Here is a 15,798-nt window from a genome sequence, read left to right on the forward strand (position 1 = left end):
GCCGGACGTTCAATATTATAGTCATAAGGTGGATGCAGTTCTGCAAATCGACTAATGATCGAACTTTTTCCATTGTTTCCTTCACCCACAATAAGAAGACTGGTGATGCGAGGAAAGTTTTTTCCGTATTTAAAAAGTTCTTCGAGCTTGTCAAGCATTAGTTTTGCTCTTGGGTAATTAATCCACCGGTATTGAAAAATAAAAGCCATACGCTCTTCATCCGAGCTTTCAAGGAGATACTGATATTCTTTGGCTAATAATGTATTCATGAATCTTTTCCCTCAGCTTTATATTCAACGACATCAAAAATCTCGATCTTTCCAAAGCTTCTTTTCCGAACCGGCTGATTATTGGAATCTTTAGTAGGTGTGTCCTCTTGAATTGCAGAAGCCTTTTTGGCTGATGATGGCGGCGACTGTTTTCGTAAGCTATTAGTCGCTCGTTTGGCATTTTTTTCGATCTCTTCGAGGTTGTGATAGGCTCTGAAGATATCGTTTTCATCATAGTTCGTTTTACGCTGATCGGCTAAAAATCGTTTAATGGCTTGTAGCTCCCAGATATTCATTGCCGGAGCACTCATGCGACGGTATGGAACTTCAAGATAGATATTTAGATTGGGGTCATAAACATGTATACGACTGATATCCATAGGATCACGTTTTATTTTTAGTTTGAGTTTTTGATCATTGGTATCTTTTCGATTCACAAAACGGCGTAACGTATCTTCGTAATAGGTAATGTCCTCTAAAGTGATTCCATTGCGCTGGACAGTACGATAAAAAGTAGGAAGGAGCGATATGCGGATATGCTCGTCATCTTCGATCATAGCGGGGAGAATACCGACTTGCGGATTATTCTCGTCTTCCTCGATACCGAACTGGTATCGTTGCAATGGGGTGGTTTCGATTCCGTTATGGTAGGTCTTATGATAGATGTTTACAATGTACTGTGTCAACCATTTTTCGAGTTCTTGGATAGTTAGAGAAGCTTGCTTCTCTGAATCATAACTACCGCGTTCTTTGACATTGGAAAAGGTAGCTCCAGGAAGGTTATGTATCTCCTTATTGATTGTTCCGAAAATTCGTTCTACATGTCCACCAAATTGAGGTCGCGCTACGGGGCGTTTTTCGATCGAAATACCGTACTCTTCACAGACTCGTTGAACTTCGGTCCCAACTAGCTCAGCACCATTATCCACGTGGATTACGCGCGGAGTTCCATAGATGGGCCATTCACCTTCGATATGGAGTTTTTTGAGATAGCGTTCTTTTGGGAGAAAGCATTGATAGAGGCATTGTCCAACGTTGAAAAAGCCAGGTCCTTGGAAAGAGAGGAAAAAGCCAGCAACCATCCGACTGTAGACATCGATAGCCAGTGTGAGATAGGGTCTGCCGATTGGAAGTCGGCGAAGATCATCTACAAGGATGATATCAAGTGGTGTATGATCGATTTGATAGACATCAAGAGGATAGTTGCCGTTTTTGAATTCTCCTGAAAAGTCACCGTATTGCGATAGAGCAGTTTTGTAGTTTTCTCGGCGTTTGAGCATATACATCGGATCAATCTCTTTAATCCGATTGCGGACGGTATTTTCACTAGGCACTGGAGTGTTTTTATGAAGACAGGCTTGATTGATTTTCATATAAGTTCGTTTGAATGAATGTTTTTGTTTTTTGAGATAGTAATTCTCAAGAAAATCGTCAATGATCTCATTTGTATCTTTGTGAAGGCGTTTTTCTTTAGGACCGCGCTTTTTGGTTTGCGGTATTAGCGCACTTAATGTTGGGTTGGATTCAAAAGTTGATAGCCAACGATAAACGGTGGCTTGTCCAATGTGATTAGCATCAGCTATTTTTTTAATATCTGCTTCGCTACGCTTTATGCCTACAAGAGGCTTGATAATTTCCAATCTTTTTTTAGCTGTGTTCCATTCGTTCTCAGTGTGATCATTTAAATCGATAGTAGGTGAATCATTGTGGGGTTTCGTAGAGAGTTCAGTAATAGAAATGGATGCAACATTACCATATTTTGTATGTTTGATATTGACTTTAGTGAGCCCATCGGCTCCCACCACTTTATACTCTTCATCGTCCCAATAAACGGTTGCACCATAACTGAAGTCTACTTTTGCCATGTAATATCCTTAATAAGGAGTGAATTCATTGAAAGTTTCTGGGTCAAGTCTATTGTGTTTGGGTTCAATGCAAGAAAGTGCCAAAGGTAGGGGATGACTTTCCCATGATTTGAGTTATCGGTATCGATAGCATATAAAAAATCCATCAGAGATATAGGACCAGAAAGATCTTCGTAAACACTTATAAAGCGTTCGTCAAACTTTTCTGTATTTTTCAAAAATGCGAATTTGTATAGGAACTTTAGATTTTGCAAATAAACCTGATCAAATGTCGCATCAGTGTAAATCATAAAATTGTATTTACCTTCACTCTCAATTTGATTGGTGATACAAGAAAGTTTTTGCCGTAATTCCTCATCAGCATCAAGTTCATTTTTGTACTTGACTTCAAAAACTGTCGAAGAGTTATGATAATGAACAAGTGCGTCCGGAGTATAAAAACGGTTGCTTCCATCGAACTCATACCGAAGTTTAAAAGGTTGTTCTTCAAATGAAACCACGGATGGATCGAATTCAAGTGTTAGAAAAAAGTCATGCTCAAGTGTTGATTCGAATGCAAGCTGTCGATTATTCTTGCGGCTCATAAAGTATCCGGTAACAGAGCGATAGCTCTTTTTGATTTTTCTAACTGCCATGAAAAAATCTTACAACTTTTGTAAAAAATTAGCAAGTGTAATAAATTATTATTAATTAGTGTATTAAGTAATATATTATCATTTATAGCTGTATTTATTATCATGATATATTTCCTATGATTTCTCATTAAATAGGCACTTTTAAGTAGTTTTACGAGTATAATCATGCAGATTTATTCTCATTAATTGTTGCGTATGACAAAAAAACTCTCTTTATCCGGTATGGTTGTCGTAAGCGGTGCTGCTGCAGGGGTTGATCAAATCGCCCATGAGGGAGCAGGGGCTGAGAATACTATTGCCGTTTTACCTAGCGGTATCGATGTACGTTATCCTGCTTCGAATCAGAAGCTTATTGAAAATATCGAAATGAAAGGGCTCACACTGAGTCAGTTCGAACCTGATTTTGTAGCGCGTGAGTGGAGTTTTGTTGTACGCAATGAGATCGTTGTGGCTCTGGGTGACGTATTAATCGTCTCAGAGGCTGATATCGGCAGCGGTAGCATGAGAAGTGTTGAATTTGCATTAGCAATGCAGAAACCCATATATGTACTTCCTCATCGTTTACGTGAGAGCAATGCTACCCGTCAACTGCTGGCTGAAGGGAAAGCTAGTGCGATTGATGATATCGATTTATTTATTGCACTGATGAGTCAAAAGGGGCGTAATGCAATCAATGATACACCATTTATTGCATTTTGTCGTAATCATCCAACCTATGACGAGGCGATGGGTGCATTTCCTGCAGAGATTTTTGAGGCAGAACTCAGTGGTGTGATAGAGGTTAAAAATGGGAGAATTGAGGTGGTCTAATCAGGAGTTAATGTCCTGATTGTACTTCATAGCCGTAGTGTTTTACGAGATAGTTAATAATAGTTTGTTGATCCTCTTTTGCGATAGGGGCTTTGAACTCATTCACCATTTTAGCAACGGTACCCGTCCAATAAGGACGGCTTTTTTTCCCTTGATTTAGAACGTATCCCCATGAATGGCAGATGAGACAGTATTGTTGTGCAACTTCATCATGATCCCCTTTTACCATTGGATAATCGACATAAGGCATTTCGATCGGTTTCGAAACTTGAGCGAATAGTGATACGCTCAAGGCGAGAGTGATTAGGAATAATTTTTTCATAGTAAAGCCTTAGACGATTTTAACGTTGACACTGTCAACCGCGTTGTATTGGTATCCACCGGCATTCCAACCGATTTCATTGACTTGTGGCTGAATATTACCGATACGGTTGATGGCCCGAACCATAATTGTATATTCACCTTTTGCCTTTGGTTCCCATTGGTAGGTCCATTGACGATAAGCGTATTTACCGTAATCTTTTTGAAGTTCAGTAGTACTCCAGCTTTTTCCGCCATCGATGGAGATCATAACCTCTTTAATCCCTTTGCCTTGATCAAATGCAACTCCGGTCACTTTGACACGTGAACCTTTTTTGATAATGGTATTTGGGGTTGGGTAACCGATAACCGACTTGACTTTCATAACTGCGATCGGTTTGCGTTTGTATTCGAAATCGCTTCCGGATATGACACATTCACAGTCATTGTCAGGGACAGTGTAGGCGACATCCATAAAAAAGCTTTTTTGGTATTCGTCAAATACGGTAATTTCTGAGAGCATTTTAACCCAGCTATCCGAGAAGTGACCCGGTATTACGAGGCGAAGCGGAAAACCGTTGAGATACGGCAAATCTTCACCATTCATCTCATACGCAACAATGAGTTCACCGCTAAGTGCTTCATCGATATTCATTTCACGGAAAAATTTTGCTGTTGCTTCCATGGCTGGTTTTTCTAAACCATTGACTCCGACCCATTTTGCAGACCCTTTAACCCCTGCATGGTTGAGTAGGTCTTTAAGACGTACTCCTTTCCATACGGCGCATCCCATCGCCCCATGTCCCCATTGCACACCGTGGGTTGCTGGGCCTGTACCGGCAAAGTAGCGTCGGCTGTTTCCTCCGCATTGGAGAACTGAGGTGATCTCTACAGGCTCAAATTTGCTTTTGAGATCATCGACACTAAGGGAGAGTGGTTTTTCGACAGACCCTTTTACTTCGAGTCTGAATTCGTTTAAATCGATATACGTTGGGATATCTGGCATGTGCCATCGAACGAAAAACTGATCATTCGGTGTAATCGCTTGGGTAAAAATATCACGCGGTGATTCGAGAAGCGGAGGGCGATCGGAGATCGTTTTCATTGGCTTTTTTTCAGGAAATGCAACCATAGGGGGAACATATTCGCTTGAACTGGTGATAATTTTTTTCGGAGTCTCTTTTCCTAAAAGGGTAGACGCACCTAACAGGAGGCCTGCACCTAAAAAATTTCTGCGGTTAATATTGCTCATGATAATGCCTTGCGGTTATTGTAATCTAATTGTAACATAACGTGGAGTAATTTAGAGGATAAGCATAGCATCACCATAAGAGAAAAAGCGGTATTTTTCATCAATGGCTTCTTTGTATATACGGTGGGTCTCTTCCAGACCGACAAACGAGGCGACGAGCATCAGCAACGTTGATTGCGGAAGGTGGAAGTTGGTGAGGAGATGATTAATCCGTTTTGGGGGATTGTTTGGGTGTAAAAAGAGGTTGGCTTCACCCTGTGTTTCCTGGGTTCGTACATGATACTCTACCGTGCGGGTAGGAGTTGTTCCGATCGAGAGGAGGGGGATGTCACTGTGAATGAGCACTTGTGTCGATGGACTAATATCAAAATATTCCGAGTGCATCGGATGATCCGTAATAATCTTTGCTTCGACCGGTTTAAAGGTTCCTGATCCGACATGGAGGGTGACAAAAGCATGAGGATGAGCGGAACAAACGGCTGCATATAGCTCATCGGTAAAATGGAGCGATGCGGTAGGTGCTGCTACTGCCCCCTCATAGTGGGCGAAAACACTTTGGTATTCCCGCTCATCTTCGGAGTTATCTTCACGTCCTAGATAAGGGGGGAGGGGGATATGACCGACACGTTCCAAAATAGGGAGGAGCTCTTCAAATCGGATGAGTGAATCACGGTGGTAAAAATTAACTTCACGTGAACCATCATCGTGTAGTTTGATGACACGGGCACTTAACTCTTCGTCAAAGTGCAATAATGTCCCCTCTTTGACTCGCCCTTTGATGTAAACATTGATGGCGTGGGCATCATGTGGACGATTGATCAGAAGCTCTATCGCTCCGCCACTCTCTTTTTTCCCGTAAATCCTAGCTTTGATCACTTTTGTATCGTTGAAGATGATTCCGCAGTTTTTAGGGAGAAACGATTCGAGCGCATCGAAACGGGTGTGAGTAATGGATCTGTCTGTACGATTGTAGACCAGGAGGCGAGCATGATCTCTGGGATGGATCGGATGGGTTGCTATAAGCTCTGCTGGGAGCTCATAGTGGTAACTGGTCGTTTGAAGAGGGTCGAGATTAACCAATCGTCTCTTCTTCGTCTTCAGCTATGTAGGCCTCTTCTTTTGGTGCAGGATTGACAGCACGTACGATAAGAATAGAAATTCCATAGAGGAGAATGAGTGGCATTGCCATCAAAATTTGGGTAATAACGTCAGGAGGTGTTAAGATCGCCGCGATGATAAAGATCAAAACGATGGCATAGCGGAAAAATCCGATCATCGCTTTATCATCAATAAGTCCCATAAGCGCAAGAAAATAACAGATAACTGGGAGTTCAAAAGAGAGCCCAAAACCGAACATAATTTTGGTGAAAAACTCAACATAATCCTCAATATTAATCATTGGAACGAAAGAGGCACTTCCAAAGGCGATTAGGTAGCTAAAACCAAAGGGGGTAACCACATAATAAGCAAATGCAGCACCCATCGCGAACATAACGGTTCCGCCCACGACAAACGGGATGAGCATTTTTTTCTCATTGGCATAAAGACCTGGAGCGATAAAAAGCCAAAATTGCATTAGAATGATAGGAAGTGCCACGAGTAATCCGGCAAAGAAGGAGACTTTCATCGCTACGAAAAAAGTTCCCCCAAGTTGGGTCGTAGTGATCATCCCCTCGGCTGCTTTGGTAGAGACTTTAGCCACAGAAGCGATCGCTTCAGCCAGTGGTGCAGTGACCCAAGCTAAAAGGGCTTCGTGAAAGTTGAACATCACAAAAAACATGATGATAACTGCGGCTACACTGATACCGAGCCGTTTGCGTAATTCGGCTAAATGGGGCTTTAAATCTTCAAACATTAGGCTTTCTCGTCTTCAAATTCTAGTTTTGGTTGTTGTTTGGCTTTAGGGGCAAAAGTGATCACTTCAGGTTCTTTCGGTGCAGAAGGGGTAGGTTTTGAATCGGTATCGAGATTAAAATCATTTTTGATACCTGTAAGTTCGCTACCAATTTCAGTAACATTCGTCATTCTCTCTAGTTCGGCACTCGCGTCGGTGAGCTCTTTTTTGTAATTGAGAGCACTCTCTTTCATCTCAGAGAATTTCATCTCTTCTTCAAGCGTTGCTTTGGCACTGCTGACCGTTCCTTTAACACTGCGGAAAAACTTAGCGATATCCACCATTGTAGAGGGAAGTTTATCCGGCCCTAAAAATAATATTGCGATAATAACGATAAGAAGTATTTCGCCGATACCCATTCCAAACATAATAACTGCCTAATGTATATATTTTATAGTATTGGGGATTTTACCCAAAGAAAGTTTAAAACCCTTCTACCCTTAGCGCAATTTCATCGGCAAGTAAAAAATCACTGTTGAAATAGCGTCCATCATGATGAGCAAGAATTCCCTCGCTCGTAAGCATGTTTGCATGAATTTTTTGTTTATTAGTGAGTAGGGTATCATCAACCCCGACACAACTACGAAAGCCTAAAAAAAGTTTTTCACTCATTAGGGCATCTTTATCAATTGTTTCTGTGGTGATTTCACACGGATTTTGAACGTAGTGCTCAACGCTGGTACTAGGATAATAGCGGTGATGATCTAAAAAACCGACCGCACCTGAACCCAAACCTATATAGGGCTTATGCTCCCAATACCCGATATTATGGCGTGAGCGATATTTGCCGAAATTTGAGATTTCGTACTGCTCATATCCTTTGGCAGAAATTTCGCGAAAGAGCCAGCGGGTAAGTTCTAACTCTTCTTGTGCAATTTCAGGAGTTTTTTCAAAAGCGGTCTCTTCTTCGATGGTGAGGGCATAAAGACTGATGTGGTCGATGGGGAGGAGAAACGCTTGAGCAATATCGGCTTTAAGCAACTCTTTCGTATCGCCGCGTACCCCATAGATTAAATCGATACTGAGGTGTTTATATCCAATTGCTGAAGCAGTACGGATCGCTTCGAGGGCGTGTTGCGTATGGTGAGCACGTCCAAGGGTTTTGAGTTTTTCATTATTAAAACTTTGAACCCCGAAGCTGAGACGATTCACCCCTAATTCAAACATCCCTTCTAGCCATGTCCGAGTTGCACTGTTCGGATTGGCTTCGGAGCTAATTTCACAATTTTTGACCAAATAAGGGTCAATCATCTCTAATAAAGGTCTATATAGAGAAGGTTCTATCGTAGAAGGAGTTCCTCCTCCGATAAAAACACTCTCAATGGGATTGGAAGTACTGACATTGAAACGGAGAAGCTCAGATTTGAGCTGAGTGAGAAGAGAATTCATATACGCTTCGCGATATGAAAATTTATCGACATAAGAGTTAAAAGCACAGTAAGAGCATTTGCTATCGCAAAAAGGGATGTGAATGTATAAAAGCATAAGGGATTATATCATTGTGTATATATGATCTTGGTATGCTGTTTTTGGAGATAAAGAATCACGAGAACGATGTTATATATAAAAGTGAAGTGTCTATTTAACGCATGACCTTAATTGAATAAACAATTATACTTTTTTTAATGAGCAATAGCTTACAATACCCCTTTAAAAATAGACTAAAAGATGGTGAATGACCGAAAAAAAGTTCTACCGACCGAATGTGGCGGCGATTATTGTTTCTCATGAGTATCCTGAGATCAAAGATATTTTTATCGCCGAGCGGAGTGATTTGGAGGGGGTGTGGCAGTTTCCTCAAGGGGGAATTGATGAGGGAGAATCGGCAGAGCAGGCACTTTTTCGAGAGCTTGAGGAAGAGATCGGTACTAAAAAAGTAGAGATTATCGCTGAGTATCCTGAGTGGATCGCCTACGATTTCCCATCCCATGTTGCTGCTAAAATGGCTCCGTATGCGGGACAAAAACAGCGCTATTTCTTAGTACGCCTGAAACAAGGGGCTAAAATCGATTTGGCTACCAAACATCCTGAATTCAAAGCGTATCGATTTGTCAAGATTGATGAGTTGTTAAGTAATATCGCCCATTTCAAAAAACCGGTTTATGAACGTGTTATTTCTCATTTTAGAACCAAGGGGTATCTGTAATGCTAATTGTCCAAAAATTTGGCGGAACCAGTGTCGGCGATTTGGAGCGAATCCAAAATGTTGCTAATCGTGTCTCTCAAACACTTAAAGAGGGACATCAAGTCGTCGTAGTTGTTTCGGCAATGAGCGGTGAAACAAACAAACTCATTGCGTATGCGGAACATTATACCGCTACCCCTGAGCGTAGTGAAGTGGACATGCTTCTGAGCTCTGGTGAGCGGGTAACGGCTGCCTTGCTTTCCATTGCCCTCAATGCAATGGGGCACAGTGCCACCTCGATGAGCGGGCGTCGAGCAGGGATCGTGACCGATAGTATCCATACGAAAGCACGGATTGAGAGTATTGATCCATCCACAATGCACTCAGAGCTCGCAAGCGGTAAAGTCGTTGTTGTTGCCGGATTTCAAGGGGTGAGTGAGAGCGGTCAAGTGACCACGCTAGGTCGTGGAGGATCGGATCTCTCTGCTGTAGCTCTCGCAGGGGCTTTGAAAGCTGATTTATGTGAAATTTATACCGATGTTGACGGTATTTATACTACCGATCCGCGAATTGAACCACGTGCTAAAAAGATGGATAAAATCAGCTATGATGAAATGCTCGAACTCGCATCTCTCGGTGCTAAAGTACTGCAAAACCGCTCAGTAGAGCTTGCCAAAAAACTAAACGTTAACCTCGTAACCCGATCCAGCTTTAGCGACGCGGAGGGGACACTTATTACAAAGGAAGAGAATATTATGGAAAAACCACTTGTCAGCGGTATCGCACTCGATAAAAACCAAGCACGTGTATCTTTGAGCGGCGTGATCGATCGTCCTGGAATCGCTTCGGACATCTTTACCCGTTTGGCTGACAATAGTGTCAATATCGATATGATTATCCAAACTTCAGGGCATGATGGCAAAACCAATCTTGATTTTACGGTTCCTAAAACAGAATTATTGGATGCAAAAAAAGTGGTGGAAACGTTTATCGCCGAAGATGAGATATCCGAAGCATCATACGATGAAAACATTTGTAAAGTCTCTATCGTCGGTGTCGGGATGAAATCGCATACCGGTGTCGCAGCAAAAGCGTTCCAAACCATGGCACGTGAAAATATCAATATCATGATGATCTCTACCTCAGAGATTAAAGTATCGATGGTCGTTGATGAAAAATACGCAGAGTTAGCGGTTAGATCATTGCACAGTGCTTACGCGTTGGACAAGTAGTGCGCAAATTTGATCAGTGGACATTAGAATCAATCCGCTCTGTCGGAGCATCGATGAGCTGGTTCGAAGAGCAGCGTTTTGAATGGACTCCTGCACTTGCTAACGCCATGGATCAAATGATGGGAGGGAAAAGTATTGTCCTTGTTACCGATAATGATCGACAATGGTTTTCCCATTACATAACTGCTTCACTAAACAAGCGGACGCAAGATCGTCCTATGATTCCGATCGTTTGTATTGATGCCCTTTATCCTCATTATGATTCTATTAGTGGCGGAGAATCGATTGATATGTTGAGCGATATGCTCGATATCACTTTTAAAGGTGAATACTTCTTTTGGTATATCGGTCGCGGTGATGATCGTCGTGCCGATATCGCCAAACGTAATACGAACTCTTTGTTATGGATTATGGACGAACGATTTCAAAATGCGTTAGTCTTGCGCTCTCATGATGAACTTATCGACATCAAATTGCTACAACTTTACCGACTTTTCGACAAAACACTCAGTGCGGTATTATTTGGGGAGATCAATGTTCGAGAATGAGCGAGGCGGTATTCTCATCACCGCCGAGATGGAAGAGCGTGCGCGTGAAATCGAAGAATCCCGGCATCCTCTGCGTTGCGTCACCTTTATGCGGGATGATTTTAAAATCGAAGACGCCAAAGAGGTTATTAGCGAAGCCTATCGAAGTGAAGAAAATACTAAAACGTTGATTTTGGGTGCCAAAAGTTTTACCATACCGGCACAAAATGCTCTTCTAAAAATACTCGAAGAACCTCCTCGGAACATTGTTTTTATCCTCCTCGCTCCAAACAAAAGCACTTTCCTCCCCACTGTACGTTCGCGGCTCAGCCTAAAGCAAGAACACCATGAACGTCTTTATGAATCTTTACCTATAGCCCTTAAAAATCTTGATCTCTCAGGGTTATTTACCTTTGTTAAACAACATGATCGGCTCAAAAAACATGAAGCTAAAGGGTTGATCGAGCAGCTGATGCATCAGGCAATTCATGTCGAAAAATTGTCGCTTACTACAGCACAGCTCGAAGGATTCGAGAAGGCTCTGCGTCTGATTGAGCTCAATAGCCGTTTACAAAGTGTATTGGTCATGGTATTGATGAATTTCCTCAAAGAGGTCAAACGTGGTCGTTGAAAAACTCTCCAACACTATTGATTTGCACCGTGAACTAAAACAGTTAGGCGTCGATGGTGGCGGGGTATCCATTTTAGAAGACAAAGGCTTAGTCCATCTGATCCGTATTCGTGATTTGCACGTGGGTGCTGCTAATATTCTCAAACAAGATGCTCTCAGTATCGGTGCAGATTTAGCAGTTCCTAGAGGGACGGTAACCGCAACGACGCCGCGTGTGGATACATTGTTGATTGCAACAGAGCGACAACTGCAAGAATTGGTCAAAAAAGAGAAAGCACAGCCATTTGGTTTGAAACAGCTCTCATTAGAACTGGAGAGTTTTTGCCATCTAAAATACAATGAAGAGATCTCTATTATGGGGATTCTAAACGCGAATGATGATAGTTTTTATCATGGGAGCAGGTTTCAAGGCTCTGCTGCGATAGAACGGATTGAGACAATGATTATGGAAGGGGCTGATATCATCGATCTAGGCGGTGTATCGAGCCGTCCGGGCTCCGTAGCGGTAAGTGCGGAAGAAGAGCTTATGCGCGTACGCCCTATCATCGATGCATTGTATGAACAGCGCCTTTATGAAAAAGCAACGTTTAGCTTGGACAGTTACGCCCCACTTGTCATTGAGTATGCGCTAGAACGAGGGTTTCGGGTCATTAACGATATTACCGGATTAGAGAATGATGAGGTAGCACGACTCTGTGGCAGTTACGGTGCAACGGCTGTGATTATGCACATGAGGGGGTCCCCTCAAACGATGCAGGAAAATCCTACTTATGAAAATATCCTGAGTGAAGTTGAAAACTTTTTCAAAGAGCGTCTTGCTAAAGCCTCTTCTTTTGGGATCAAAGAGACAATGCTCGATTGCGGAATCGGATTTGGAAAACGGCTTGAAGATAATCTTGCGCTCATTACCCATCAAAGCCATTTTTTGCGCTTGGGTAAACCGCTTCTGGTCGGGGCAAGCCGTAAATCGTTGATCGATAAAGTCTCCTTTTCATCTTCGGACGACCGTTTGGGTGGGAGTATCGCTATCCATCTTAAAGCACTTGAGGCGGGGGCATCGATTCTTCGTGTTCATGATGTGAAAGAACATGTTCAAGCGATAAAACTGTGGCAAGCATTGAGGGGATGAGATGAGCAATACTATTGTTATTATTACCCTCTCTTTACTCGTCATGCTCTCTCCATTTTTGTCTCGTGTTAGCCGTATGCCTGTGGTTGTTGTGGAGATATTGTTAGGGAGTTTAGCCGGATATTTTGGCCTATTGGTTGAAAATGAACTGTTTAAAATTATTGCCAAAGTAGGATTCTTATACCTGATGTTTTTAGCAGGGATGGAGGTAAATCTCAAAGCATTCGGTTTTGAAAAATCGTCTCTTCTGCGACGTACCGTGATATATTTTGCGATGTTGTACGGATGTTCGTTGGCACTCTTTTATTATCTCGATCTTAGCGCCGTTTATCTGGTTGCTTTCCCAATTTTCTCACTAGGGATGTTGATGGCCCTTGTCAAAGAGTATGGTAAAAATGAACCATGGTTGGCACTGGCTCTTAATATTGGAATTATCGGCGAATTGGTGAGTATCATGGCACTTACCATTCTAAGCGGAGGATTGGAATATGGTTTTAACCGTGAGTTTGCTTTTGTTTTGGGAGGATTATTTACCTTTTTAATCGGATTTGTCCTCTTTTTCCGTGGAATACGTATTTTATTTTGGTGGTATCCAACCCTAAAAACCCTTATCATGCCCCATGAAGATAGTAAAGATCAAGATGTCCGTTTTTCTATGGCATTGATGTTTATTATGGTAGCTGTGATGCTTTATCTTAAAATTGATGTGGTTTTGGGAGCATTTTTGGCAGGTATGTTTATTGCCACCTATTTTAAACACAAAACCGAGCTTCCTGAGAAGCTATCTTCGTTCGGATTCGGATTTTTGGTACCGATCTTTTTTATCCATGTTGGCTCAACACTTTCATTGGAGGCATTTGTAGATCCTAAAATTCTTGAGCTTGCACTTTTTATTGCAACGGCAATTATTGGAATTCGGCTTATCAGCTCTTTAGTCGCGTATGGAGGATATTTAGGGCTTAAAAATACGGTGTTATTTTCCCTTAGCGATTCGATGCCACTTACGTTTTTAGTAGCGATTGCAACATTGGGATATCAAGCAAATGCGATTACCCATGATGAATATTATGCATTTATTGTTGCGAGTATGGGGAGCGGGATCTTTTTGATGATTCTGATCAAAATCCTCTACACCTTTTTTAAAAAAGGTGAGACGACCTAAGGGTTAGATTTTTTTACTAAGCGCTTCGATATGAGAACTGTTTCCTAGAACGACTAAAATATCCCCTTTTTCGAGAATATCGTCTTTTTCAAACGAGGTATACCAGATTCCTTGGTGCTTATAGGCGATCGGTTTGACTTCGTAATCATTTTCAAACATTGGGGATAAGATCGATGTTCCGATCCAAAATGAAGGTACCGTGAGTTTGGCAATTTTCATCGTGATAGAGAGATCGATCGTTTCATAATGCATGTTGGCGACCATTTTTTTAACGATTTTTTTAGCTGATTCCATCTCTGGATAGATCACTTTAGCCGCTCCGAGTTTTGAAAGAATTTGACCATGTACGGTGGTAATCGCTTTAGCGATTACGGTCTCTACCCCTAACTCTTTAAGTGCCATAACGGTGAGTATACTCGCTTCGATATTTTCACCGATACTGACGACGGCGACATCAACATTGGCTATACCGGCTTCACGTAATGCACGCATATCAGTAGAATCAAGAATAATCGCATCTTGAACAAATTCATTAATTTCTCTGACTTGATCCTCGTCTTGATCGATGGCAATGACACTAAGTCCTTGTTGAGCCAACCCTTTGGCAACGTGAAATCCGAATTTTCCTAAACCGAGTACGGCATAATTTTGATTCATAATACAACCTTTGCTTCTGCATATTTGATACGGCTTTGTACCGCTTTACCGACGATAACGAGGGTAAATGCGAACACCCCGATACGTCCCATAAACATTAAAAGAATGATATTTGCTTTACCCCAGTCACTAAACAAAGCACTGTAGCTAAGGGTTCCTCCATTACCTGTGGATAAACCGACTGTACCGAATGCTGAGCATGCTTCAAACAGAGTTCTTAAAAACGGTAATCGCTCGACTTCACTGAGGAGCACGGTAGAAAAAACGACATAGATTGATGCGATGAAAATAATCGCATAGGCTTTGTTGATTTGGTACTGAGAAATTGAACGGCGAAATATATGGGCATGGGTATCACCTCGCAGCGTATACCATACGCCGATAAGGGCTAATGCCACGGCTGTGATTTTGATCCCTCCGGCTGTTCCGCCCGGTGCCCCACCAATCATCATAAAAAAGGTAGAAAAAAAGAGGTTGGCATCGCTCAGGGTTGAGAGGTCTATGGTGTTAAAACCTGCTGTACGGTAGTTAACTGAAGCAAACCATGCGGCAAGGAGTTTTTCATCCCAAGAAAATGATTTTAAGGCATTATTCCATTCCAAAGAGAGGAGTAACCCCATCCCTAACACGATAAGTATTATCGTCATAATCAATACGATTTTGGTATGAGTAGAGAGGCGTAAAATCTCTTTTTTACGGTAGTGATAGAGTTCGGTGAGGACAAGATAACCCACCCCCCCTAAAATGATCAAGATAGGGATCGTCAGATTGATCACCCAATCTTTTGAGTATCCCATCATGTTATCACTAAAGAGAGAAAATCCGGCATTGTTAAACGCTGAAATGGCATGAAAAATCCCATACCAAGCCGCTTTTTCTATCGGCATATCGACCCAAAAACGGAGGGTTAAGACAATCATACCGATCACTTCAATAATGAAAATCGAGCCAAAGACAATTTTTAAAAATCGTACAAGCCCGTCCATACCTGGATAATTGAGGGATTCTTGGAGGATCAGTCGATCGCGATGACCGATTTTTTGACGGCGCATAACGGCTAAGAAGGTAACCGCTGTCATGTATCCTAATCCCCCGATTTGGATGAGGAGCATAATAATCACTTGCCCCATAGGGGTAAAATCAACAGGGGTATCTTTTACAATCAATCCGGTTACGCACACTGCAGAAGTAGAGGTAAAAAGTGCATCGATAAATCGAAGCTCTCCGTAATGGGCAAAAGGCATAAGTAGTAGTAACGTTCCGAATCCGATTAGCCCTATAAAGCTGAATAGGATTAGTTTCATTTCATT

General features: G+C 42.0%; 18 protein-coding genes. 7 read left to right on the plus strand and 11 right to left on the minus strand.

Features of this window, described 5'->3' with window-relative positions; genetic code table 11:
- The 3 genes from PHR02_RS01950 to PHR02_RS01960 form a co-directional block, all read right to left on the minus strand.
- Nucleotides 1–269, minus strand: a 269-nt coding sequence (locus tag PHR02_RS01950) for a TniB family NTP-binding protein (protein ID WP_299988164.1), incomplete at its 3' end; no start/stop codon positions are given.
- Nucleotides 266–2,134, minus strand: coding sequence for a Mu transposase C-terminal domain-containing protein (locus tag PHR02_RS01955; protein ID WP_299988167.1), 1,869 nt, complete (start codon nucleotides 2,132–2,134; stop codon nucleotides 266–268). The genes PHR02_RS01955 and PHR02_RS01950, both read right to left, overlap by 4 nt.
- Nucleotides 2,122–2,769, minus strand: a complete 648-nt coding sequence (locus PHR02_RS01960; RefSeq protein ID WP_299988170.1) for a TnsA endonuclease N-terminal domain-containing protein — start codon at nucleotides 2,767–2,769, stop codon at nucleotides 2,122–2,124. The genes PHR02_RS01955 and PHR02_RS01960 overlap by 13 nt, the downstream gene beginning before the upstream one ends.
- Nucleotides 2,770–2,964: 195 nt before the next feature.
- Here PHR02_RS01960 and PHR02_RS01965 point away from each other — a divergent pair, with 195 nt between their 5' ends.
- Nucleotides 2,965–3,579, plus strand: a complete 615-nt coding sequence (locus tag PHR02_RS01965) for a DNA-processing protein DprA (protein ID WP_299988173.1) — start codon at nucleotides 2,965–2,967, stop codon at nucleotides 3,577–3,579.
- A 7-nt stretch (nucleotides 3,580–3,586) separates the two neighbouring features.
- On the opposite strand, the gene PHR02_RS01970 is transcribed toward PHR02_RS01965, so the two are convergent.
- The 6 genes from PHR02_RS01970 to hemW are packed head-to-tail and all read right to left on the minus strand — an operon-like array spanning nucleotide 3,587 to nucleotide 8,510.
- A complete protein-coding gene (locus tag PHR02_RS01970) occupies nucleotides 3,587–3,901 on the minus strand; it encodes a sulfite:cytochrome C oxidoreductase subunit B (RefSeq protein ID WP_299988176.1) in 315 nt (104 codons plus the stop codon).
- A 9-nt stretch (nucleotides 3,902–3,910) separates the two neighbouring features.
- Nucleotides 3,911–5,131 (minus strand): molybdopterin-dependent oxidoreductase, encoded by a 1,221-nt coding sequence (locus tag PHR02_RS01975; protein WP_299988179.1) that lies wholly within the window; start codon nucleotides 5,129–5,131, stop codon nucleotides 3,911–3,913.
- Between the two features lie 51 nt (nucleotides 5,132–5,182).
- Complete coding sequence (gene queA, locus PHR02_RS01980) at nucleotides 5,183–6,211, minus strand: tRNA preQ1(34) S-adenosylmethionine ribosyltransferase-isomerase QueA (RefSeq protein WP_299988182.1); 1,029 nt, start codon at nucleotides 6,209–6,211, stop codon at nucleotides 5,183–5,185.
- On the minus strand, nucleotides 6,204–6,986 hold the full coding sequence (gene tatC / locus PHR02_RS01985) for a twin-arginine translocase subunit TatC (protein WP_299988185.1): 783 nt from the start codon (nucleotides 6,984–6,986) through the stop codon (nucleotides 6,204–6,206). The genes queA and tatC overlap by 8 nt, the downstream gene beginning before the upstream one ends.
- Nucleotides 6,986–7,393, minus strand: coding sequence for a Sec-independent protein translocase protein TatB (tatB, locus tag PHR02_RS01990; protein ID WP_299988188.1), 408 nt, complete (start codon nucleotides 7,391–7,393; stop codon nucleotides 6,986–6,988). Before tatB ends, tatC begins: the two co-directional genes overlap by 1 nt.
- 55 nt (nucleotides 7,394–7,448) lie before the next feature.
- Nucleotides 7,449–8,510, minus strand: coding sequence for a radical SAM family heme chaperone HemW (gene hemW / locus PHR02_RS01995; RefSeq protein ID WP_299988191.1), 1,062 nt, complete (start codon nucleotides 8,508–8,510; stop codon nucleotides 7,449–7,451).
- 190 nt (nucleotides 8,511–8,700) lie between these two features.
- On the opposite strand from hemW, the gene PHR02_RS02000 reads away from it, so the two are divergent.
- From PHR02_RS02000 to PHR02_RS02025, 6 genes are read left to right on the plus strand one after another with little or no spacing between them, the layout of a single operon-like run.
- Complete coding sequence (locus PHR02_RS02000; protein ID WP_299988193.1) at nucleotides 8,701–9,171, plus strand: RNA pyrophosphohydrolase; 471 nt, start codon at nucleotides 8,701–8,703, stop codon at nucleotides 9,169–9,171.
- Nucleotides 9,171–10,382, plus strand: a complete 1,212-nt coding sequence (locus PHR02_RS02005) for an aspartate kinase (RefSeq protein ID WP_299988195.1) — start codon at nucleotides 9,171–9,173, stop codon at nucleotides 10,380–10,382. The genes PHR02_RS02000 and PHR02_RS02005 overlap by 1 nt, the downstream gene beginning before the upstream one ends.
- Complete coding sequence (locus PHR02_RS02010; protein WP_299988197.1) at nucleotides 10,382–10,930, plus strand: HobA family DNA replication regulator; 549 nt, start codon at nucleotides 10,382–10,384, stop codon at nucleotides 10,928–10,930. The genes PHR02_RS02005 and PHR02_RS02010 overlap by 1 nt, the downstream gene beginning before the upstream one ends.
- The gene (locus PHR02_RS02015; protein ID WP_299988200.1) at nucleotides 10,917–11,540 is read left to right on the plus strand and encodes a DNA polymerase III subunit delta'; all 624 of its coding nucleotides are present in this window, start codon (nucleotides 10,917–10,919) and stop codon (nucleotides 11,538–11,540) included. Before PHR02_RS02010 ends, PHR02_RS02015 begins: the two co-directional genes overlap by 14 nt.
- The gene (folP, locus tag PHR02_RS02020; RefSeq protein ID WP_299988203.1) at nucleotides 11,530–12,669 is read left to right on the plus strand and encodes a dihydropteroate synthase; all 1,140 of its coding nucleotides are present in this window, start codon (nucleotides 11,530–11,532) and stop codon (nucleotides 12,667–12,669) included. Before PHR02_RS02015 ends, folP begins: the two co-directional genes overlap by 11 nt.
- Nucleotide 12,670: 1 nt before the next feature.
- Nucleotides 12,671–13,831 carry a cation:proton antiporter gene (locus PHR02_RS02025; protein ID WP_299988206.1) on the plus strand — a complete coding sequence of 387 codons (1,161 nt, stop codon included), beginning with the start codon at nucleotides 12,671–12,673 and terminating at the stop codon, nucleotides 13,829–13,831.
- A 3-nt stretch (nucleotides 13,832–13,834) separates the two neighbouring features.
- Here the strand turns inward: PHR02_RS02025 and PHR02_RS02030 are convergent, their stop codons facing one another.
- Both PHR02_RS02030 and PHR02_RS02035 read right to left on the minus strand, forming a co-directional pair.
- A complete protein-coding gene (locus PHR02_RS02030; protein ID WP_299988209.1) occupies nucleotides 13,835–14,488 on the minus strand; it encodes a TrkA family potassium uptake protein in 654 nt (217 codons plus the stop codon).
- The gene (locus tag PHR02_RS02035; protein WP_299988212.1) at nucleotides 14,485–15,792 is read right to left on the minus strand and encodes a TrkH family potassium uptake protein; all 1,308 of its coding nucleotides are present in this window, start codon (nucleotides 15,790–15,792) and stop codon (nucleotides 14,485–14,487) included. The genes PHR02_RS02030 and PHR02_RS02035 overlap by 4 nt, the downstream gene beginning before the upstream one ends.
- Between the last annotated feature and the right edge of the window lie 6 nt (nucleotides 15,793–15,798).

The organism is Sulfuricurvum sp. (assembly GCF_028688295.1).
Classification (GTDB): domain Bacteria; phylum Campylobacterota; class Campylobacteria; order Campylobacterales; family Sulfurimonadaceae; genus Sulfuricurvum.